The 7430-nt window shown below is 64.7% G+C and carries 5 protein-coding genes and 1 pseudogene; 3 read left to right on the plus strand and 3 right to left on the minus strand.

Annotation, left to right across the window (positions count from 1 at the left end; genetic code table 11):
- A partial coding sequence (locus IIB36_19810; GenBank protein MCH7533988.1) for a DUF2723 domain-containing protein occupies positions 1-1102 on the minus strand: 1102 nt, incomplete at its 3' end.
- A gap of 317 nt (positions 1103-1419) precedes the next feature.
- Between IIB36_19810 and IIB36_19815 the strand changes: the two genes are divergently transcribed.
- A complete protein-coding gene (locus tag IIB36_19815; GenBank protein ID MCH7533989.1) occupies positions 1420-2229 on the plus strand; it encodes a prolyl oligopeptidase family serine peptidase in 810 nt (269 codons plus the stop codon).
- A 4-nt stretch (positions 2230-2233) separates the two neighbouring features.
- On the opposite strand, the gene IIB36_19820 is transcribed toward IIB36_19815, so the two are convergent.
- Positions 2234-3964, minus strand: coding sequence for a PQQ-binding-like beta-propeller repeat protein (locus tag IIB36_19820; GenBank protein ID MCH7533990.1), 1731 nt, complete (start codon positions 3962-3964; stop codon positions 2234-2236).
- A gap of 171 nt (positions 3965-4135) precedes the next feature.
- Between IIB36_19820 and IIB36_19825 the strand changes: the two are divergent.
- A pseudogene (locus IIB36_19825) lies at positions 4136-4389 on the plus strand (helix-turn-helix transcriptional regulator).
- 49 nt (positions 4390-4438) lie between these two features.
- Positions 4439-6853, plus strand: a complete 2415-nt coding sequence (locus IIB36_19830; GenBank protein MCH7533991.1) for an ABC transporter permease — start codon at positions 4439-4441, stop codon at positions 6851-6853.
- A 25-nt stretch (positions 6854-6878) separates the two neighbouring features.
- Here the strand turns inward: IIB36_19830 and IIB36_19835 are convergent.
- A partial coding sequence (locus tag IIB36_19835) for an NAD(P)-binding domain-containing protein (protein MCH7533992.1) occupies positions 6879-7430 on the minus strand: 552 nt, incomplete at its 5' end.

Genomic DNA, 7430 nt, shown 5'->3' on the forward strand with positions numbered 1-7430 from the left:
GCAGGTAATAAAAGCTCGCCCGGTCGCGACGGCGATGCTGCACCGCGCCCCACAGTCCCAGCGCGATGAAGAGCAGCGTGAACGGCAGACGGAGACGGGCTAGCAGGACGTCGGCGCCCTGCACCCCCCGGGACCACTGCCAATCGAAGTACTGGAAGTAGTGCTGCAGCTGCGCGAGAAAGAGCGCGGGCGTGCGCGGCTGAGTGACATCCCAAGGAAGCGAAAACATGGTTTGAGCTTGAGAGAGGACCTCGCCGCTAGAGGGATCCAGCGTCGCGTACTGGGCCCGCGTGAGCAACTCTCCGAGGTTCACGCAGCCGTACTTCCCGTAGCTGACGATCGCCTTCAGAGCGCTGCCGATGCCCGTACAGGTGGGGTCGTTCTGGTTGATCACGGGATCCAGCGCAGCCCGCACCGGCAGGTACAGGTGAATGGAAAGGCCGACCACCGCTACGGCCACGACCGCCGGGTAGAGCTTCCAATTCAGGATCGTCCGTGGGCGAACGATCAGGATGAAGACCACAATTGCCGGTGCAGCGAGGAAGGCCATCAGGTGGTTGCCGACGCTCAAGGCGAGGATGAAAGCCATCAACACGAGCAAATTGTCGCTCCTTACGGCTCCTGCTCGCGCGTGTGGGCCCCCCATGGGCACACGTCCCTCTCCTACTCGCGCCTGCCAACGGAACAGAAGCCAGGTCAGCAGCGCGATCGTAAAGAGCGCGACCGTATAGACCTTCTCGTTGACGTTCGACTGACTCCAGACCGTGAAAGCCGTCGCGCTGATGAGGACGGCCACCAAGGCGCCGGTGATCCGGAAACGGCGGTCTTTACCGAAGTAACCGAGGATGTGATGCACGACGAGGAACCACAGTCCATGCGCCGCAGCGCTCGTGAAAGCGCTCAAGAGGTTGAGTCGCACCGCGACGGAGAGGCCCAGCGGGGCGAGGAGGATCTCCCACGCACGCGCCAGGACCATGAACAGCGGATTACCCGGTGCGTGCGGGACCCCCAGGATGTGGGCGGTGGCGATGTACTCGCTGGTGTCCCAGAACGCCGTGGTGGGCGCCAGGGTCACGACGTACAGGAAGGAACACCGCACCACCCGCTATCAGTCCCCAGAGATAGGGTGGGCGATCGTGGTCCTGAGCGAGGTCCCGAGTTTCGACGGTGAGCCCGCCGTCCGCATTCTTGCTCATCAGTCCTCACCGGTTGCAGTCTCCGCAGCCTCTCGTGGTGGCCATCCCCCATGGGACTGCGCCGGTGTGACGATGGGTTGTCCAGACGTGGTCTCTCTCCAAGCGATCAGAAGGTCGCGCGCCCGCGTCGGCGGGCTTAAGCTCCCACCGTGTGCTTCACTAGCGAGAACGAGTTACGAGCCAGAGCTGCGTGGGCTCCGGCCACCGCACCGGAGGACCGAACATGACCGCGACGAACAAACCGACGAGCAGACTATGGATCGGCATACTCTCCCTCGCCTTGTTGCTCGGCTCGGCGAGCTCAGCCGTGGCACAACGTGAGGCGCGCGACGACGAAAGCGCCATCACCGACCCGCGTGTCCAGCACCGCACCTACACGATGCAGGAGACGGGCGAGACGATCCCCTACGCGCTCTTCGTGCCGACCTCGTACGACCGGAGCACACCGAATCGGCTGATGGTGACGCTACACGGGGCCGGGCGCCAATACGACTGGGTGATGGGGTACGCGGGGTTCCTCGACCGTGCCGAACGCGACGGCTACATCGTCGTGACCCCGTTGGGCTACACGCGACGGGGCGGATACGGCGCTCGCGGCGACGAGCCACAGGACCGGCGGGCCGAGAAGGACGTGATGACCGTGGTCGACATGGTCAGAGACGAATTCAATATCGACGAGAACCGCACCTATCTCTGGGGTCACTCGATGGGCGGCTCCGGCACGTACTACATCGCGAGCCGGTACCCGGACGTCTGGGCCGGGCTCGCCGCCGCGGCCGGTGGCGGCATGAGCGCCGACTACGTGGACGAGGAAGCCATCCGGCACATCCCGTTCCTGGTGCTGCACGGCTCAGAGGACGGGACGGTCCCGGTCGAGCGCTCTCGCCAGTCGGTGGCGCGAATGAAAGAGCTGGGGATGGAGCACCTCTACGTCGAGATCGAGGGTGGCGATCACTCGCGGTTCATCAACCAGAGTGAAGAGGTGGTCGGCATGTTGTTCGATTTCTTCAACATTGTGGCGAAGACGCACTGATGGACTAGGGGAGGGCGAACACCCAGATGACGCCGCTTCCTTGCGGAATGTCCTCACCCGTCAGCCGAGCGTACGAAGTCGTCTGGGCGATACGACCCCCGGCGCCGATGGCGACGTACTGCTTCCCTCCGACCTCGAAGGTGACGGGAGCGCCGGAGATATCCCCGTTCAAACGCATCTGCCAAAGAAGCGCTCCAGTGTCCGTGTCGAGCGCAAAAAACCGACGATCCGCCGATCCCCCGAACACGATACCACCCGCCGTCGCCAGCGCCGCGGCCGTCATCGCCGCACCACTCGGCCCCCGGTACTCCCATGCCCGGGCCCCCGTGACGGGATCGAAAGCCACGAACTCGCCCACGTAGTCGTACCCGGGCACCATCTTGAGGCGAGACGCCCTCATACCGGCGTATCTCCCACGCGGCTGCTCCGAGACGAAGTTGACGTCCATGCAGGTGTTGTTGAGCCCCATGTAATACAGTCCGGTAATCGGGCTGTAGCTCGGCGAATTCAGATTCCTCGCCCCGTGGTAGTGTGGACACACCTCGAAAGTCTTGTCGGAGTCGACATCGGCCAGCGTGGGGATCTGATCCGGGTTGAAGATCGGGCGCCCCTCTTCGGTCCAACCCATGATGAGGTTGTCGAAGGCGGTCCTGAACGAGTGAAGGAACTGGCCCGTCTCCCGGTCCAACACGACGCCCCAACCGATCTTGCTGGTATGGATGAGCACCTTACGATCCACGCCGTTGATGACCATATCGACCAGGGTGCTCTCGTACGGCGAGTCCATGTCCCAGTTGTCTTCCGGAACGACTTGGAAGTACCACTGCATCTCGCCGTTCTCGATGTCGAGCGCGATGACCGAGTTCGTGTACAACGCATCACCGAGACCGCGAAGCGTCGAAGACCAGGGCGTCGGCTGACCGGTGCCGAAGTAGACGAACCCCAGCTCGGGATCGTAGCTCTGCGTGCCCCAGGTCAGCCCACCGAGGGGTGGCAAGTTGCTGTCGTTCCAGCTCTCCGAACCAGGCTCACCCGGAGCGGGCACGGTATAGGTCTTCCAGAGCAGCTCGCCATCCTGGGGATCGTACGCCGCGATCGCTCCCCGCGCGTTACGGTCACCCCCGGTGAATCCCAGGATGATCTTGTCGTCGGCGATCAAGGGCGGGTGGTTGTGGCCTATGCCCGTCGTGTAGTCACCCGTGCTGACCTCCCAGACCTGTGTGCCGGTGCGCGCGTCCAGGGCAACCAGATACGAGTCGGCCGTCCCCCAGTAGATGTTGTCCCCGTAAACGGAGACTCCACGATGGCGGTTGTAGGCCTGCGAAAGCCTGATGTCGTCGGGATAGTCGCGTTCGTGAATCCAGGCCACGTCTCCGGAGACCACGTCGAAGGCCACGACACGGCCACTGCCCTCGGCGACATACATGAGCCCGTTCGCGACGATCGGCGTCGGGACCCACCGGCTGTTGTCCCGCATCGAGTAGGACCAGACCGGTCGAAGATTTTGAACGTTCGTCCTGTTGATCTGATCGAGAGGGCTGAAGCCGAACACGTCATAGGTGCGCCGGTAGTTCAGCCAGTCGCCGTCCTCCGGGTTCTGCAGCCGCTCCTGAGTGATCGGCTCCCACTCTGGTAGCTCTGTCTGGGCGAGGGCCCCGGCCGCCGTAAGCATGATGGCGAGTGTCGCGCAAGAAATGCTGTGTACGAACAGCACCTTCGGTGTCTTCTCGCCCATGGCTCTCTCCTCGTCTGGGTGCGGTCATTCAGGTGAGTGGCTTCAGCTTCTCCGCGAGCCCGCATCGTAGCTCCAGACTCGATCTCGCGCACCACCGGACCCCGTTTGCAACCTTCGAGATCCCGCTGCGTATCCTATGTAGAAAACTGCAATCCTAACCTGGACAGGCGAATGGGATCAGTAAGAATGACGCAAGTTACTGCCCTGGTGCTGAGGGCCGTCGCTGCGGGCTACCGCTACGGTTCGAGGTCATGGAGACGTGAGATCTCGCCAGCGGGACCACGTATCCAGCGCTTAGGCGGCTAGAAAAGGCCGGCCTCCTCAAGTCCAGATGGGAGAAAGCCGAGGAGGCCCACGCGGACGGGCGCCCTAGGCGGCGTACCTACGAGCTGACGGCCCACGCACTCCACGAGGCGGAACGCAAGAACGGAAGGATGGACGATGGATGCGATGTGGAGGGATGTGCGGACGGCGGTGAAGGGATTCGTACGCAGGCCGTTCTTTACGGCGGTGGCGGGTTTGACGCTCGCGGTCGGGATCGGTGCGACCACGGCGATCTTCAGCGTCGTGGACGGCGTGCTCATCAACCCCCTGCCGTTCCCTGAGGCGGACCGGATCGTCAGCTACAACCACCAGGCTCCGGGGATGGGCTTGAACGTGCCGGTCGTCCCCCACTCTCAAGCGATGTACTTGCACTACCTCGAGAACGCGAGGTCGCTCGAAGCGTTCGCGGTGTATACGCAGGCGAACGTGAACCTCATCACGGAGGGCGACCCGCAGCGCCTCTCGGCCATCGTCGTCACCCGACAGTACTTCGACGCCCTCGGCATCCAGCCCTTCCTAGGGCGCGGCTTCATCGATGGTGAGGATCGGGTAGACGCGGAGCCCGTGGCCGTCCTCGCCTACTCGCTCTGGGAGCAGAGCTTCGGGAGCGATCGCTCGCTCATCGGACGCCTCGTCGAGATGGACGGTGTCCAGCGACGCATCGTCGGAATCATGCCCGAGGGCTTCGATTTCTCGGGCGCGGAGTTGTGGATACCCATGGAGATCGACACCGAGACGCCGTCAGTGGGTGCGCTCGGGCTCACGGGCATCGGCAGGCTCGCTGAGGGTGCGACGGTCGCGTCGGCCGACGTCGAGATGCAGGATCTGCTCCTTCGCTTCGCCGAGGCGAATGCGGACCAGCTGCCGCCCAGCATCATGGAGCAGATGGGTCTGGCCTCCGACGTGAAGCCGCTCAAGGACGTCATGGTTCGGGACGTACGGCAGGTCCTGTGGATACTTCTCGGCACCGTCGGCTTTTTGCTCCTCATCGCGTGCGCCAACGTGGCCAACCTCTTCCTGGTGCGTGCGGAGTCTCGCCAGCGCGAGCAGGCGGTCCGAAGCGCGCTGGGCGCGAGCCGCCTCGACACGATGCGTCAGTACCTCACGGAGTCGGTGACGCTCGCGGTGGTGGGCGGCCTGCTGGGGCTCGGGCTCGCAGCCTTCGGCGTTCAGGGTCTTCTCAAGTTCGCACCCGCGGGGCTTCCGCGGGCACTCGAGATCGGCATCGACGGGAGCGTGCTCGCGTTTACGGCCGTGATCTCCATCCTGTCCGGCCTCCTGTTCGGGATCTTTCCCGTCCTGGGGTACGGGCGCCGCGACCTGTCCCACTCGCTCAAGGAGGGGGGGAGGGCCTCGACCACAGGCCGGGAGCGCCACCACGTGCGCAGTGCGCTGGTCATCGCGCAGGTGGCGCTGGCCCTTGTGCTGCTCATCGGCTCCGGCCTGATGATTAGAAGTTTCATTGCGCTTCGCGGCGTCGATCCCGGCTTCGAACCCGCCGGGCTGATGACGTTCAGGTTCGCGTTGCCCGGGGCGGAATATCCCGAAGGCGCTCAGGTCCTCGACTTCAGTAGGCAGCTGAGCGATCGGCTGGCCTCCTCGCCAGGTGTGCGGGGTGTCGGCATGATCACCGGGCTTCCGCTGACGGGCTCCAGGACCGCGGGACCGATGGAGCCCGCCGATCGGCCGTTTCCGGATGGGGAGCTCGGACCGTTGGTCGAGCGGAGGCAGGTCACGCCCGGGTATTTCCAGGCCATGTCGATCCCCATCGTCGACGGCCGGCGACTCGAATGGACCGATCAAGGCGACCAATTCCGCGGGGTCGTGATCTCCGAGACCCTCGCCCAGACCTTTTGGCCGGACGAAAGTGCCGTGGGTCGGATGATCCACAGCCAGGGCAGCGCGGACTCGTGGGAAGTCGTCGGCGTGGCCGGCAACGTGCGCTTCGTCGACGTGCAGGAAGATCCCCCACCCCTCATCTACCTCCCCATGGTAGCGGGAGGCGCAGGGTTGGCGGGGAGATCGTCCTCGATGGACGTGGTCGTAAGAGTGGCCGGAGATCCGCTAGAGGCAGTCGAATTGGCGCGTCAGGCTCTGCGTCAGATCGATCCCCGTCTACCCATGATCAACCCGCGCACGGTCGAGACCATCGTGGAGGAATCGATGGCGTCGACTTCGTTCACGGTGCTTCTATTGGGCATCGCGGCGGGCATAGCCCTGCTGCTCGGCACGGTCGGGATCTACGGCGTGATCTCGTATATCGTGAGCCGCCGCACGCAGGAGATCGGGGTCCGCATGGCGCTCGGCGCGGCCCGCGCGACCGTGCTACGTGGTGTGGTGGGTCAGGGCATGACGCTCACCGGCATCGGTATCGTGGTCGGTCTGCTCGGCGGGTGGGGCTTGAGCCGGGTGCTCGCGTCACTCCTCTACGGCGTGACGGCGACGGATCCGCTGACGTTCGTGGGGACGGCGGGGCTGCTGGCGATCGTCGCCCTGCTCGCCACCTGGATACCCGCACGGCGAGCCTCACGCGTGGACCCGGCCGAGGCGCTCAGATCGGAGTGAGGCTCGTCGCGTCCGCCTGCGAGTCCTACCGGAGGTTCAGCGCCTCTCGAAGCTCCTGCGCCGACTGACCCGACACCCACACGGGGCTTCCCCGGTCGAACTCTTTCGCCCGAGCCAGCGGCCCCACGATGACGGGCTCCAACCCCGTGTCTCTCACGAGATCGGCTACGATGTCCCGGGCTTCCGCGTCGTCACCGGCAATGGGTACGCCGATCTTCTCGCCGCTGCGTCCGATGGGGTTCGCGAGCATCCGTGCGCCGAGGCTGTTGAACGCCTTGACGAGTCGAACGCCGGGTAGGTATTGGGCCATAGCCAGACCCGTCCCCATCTCCAGCCACTCATCCGTGAGGGGCCCGTCGCGGTCCGCGCGAGGATTGGTGAGGTCGATCACGACCTTACCCTGCATGAGGTGGCCGAAGTCCTCACCGATCTGCGGGATCGCGCCCGGGGGCACAGCAAGCAGAATCACGTCTCCGAAGTAGGCGGCCGCGTCAGCGTAGCCGGCGCTGGCTCGCGGCGCCGCACTCTGCACGAGGTCCATGAGTTCCTCCGGGTTGCGGGACGAGAAGAGGACTTG

Source organism: Gemmatimonadota bacterium (assembly GCA_022560615.1).
Classification (GTDB): Bacteria; Gemmatimonadota; Gemmatimonadetes; order Longimicrobiales; family Gaopeijiaceae; genus UBA1138.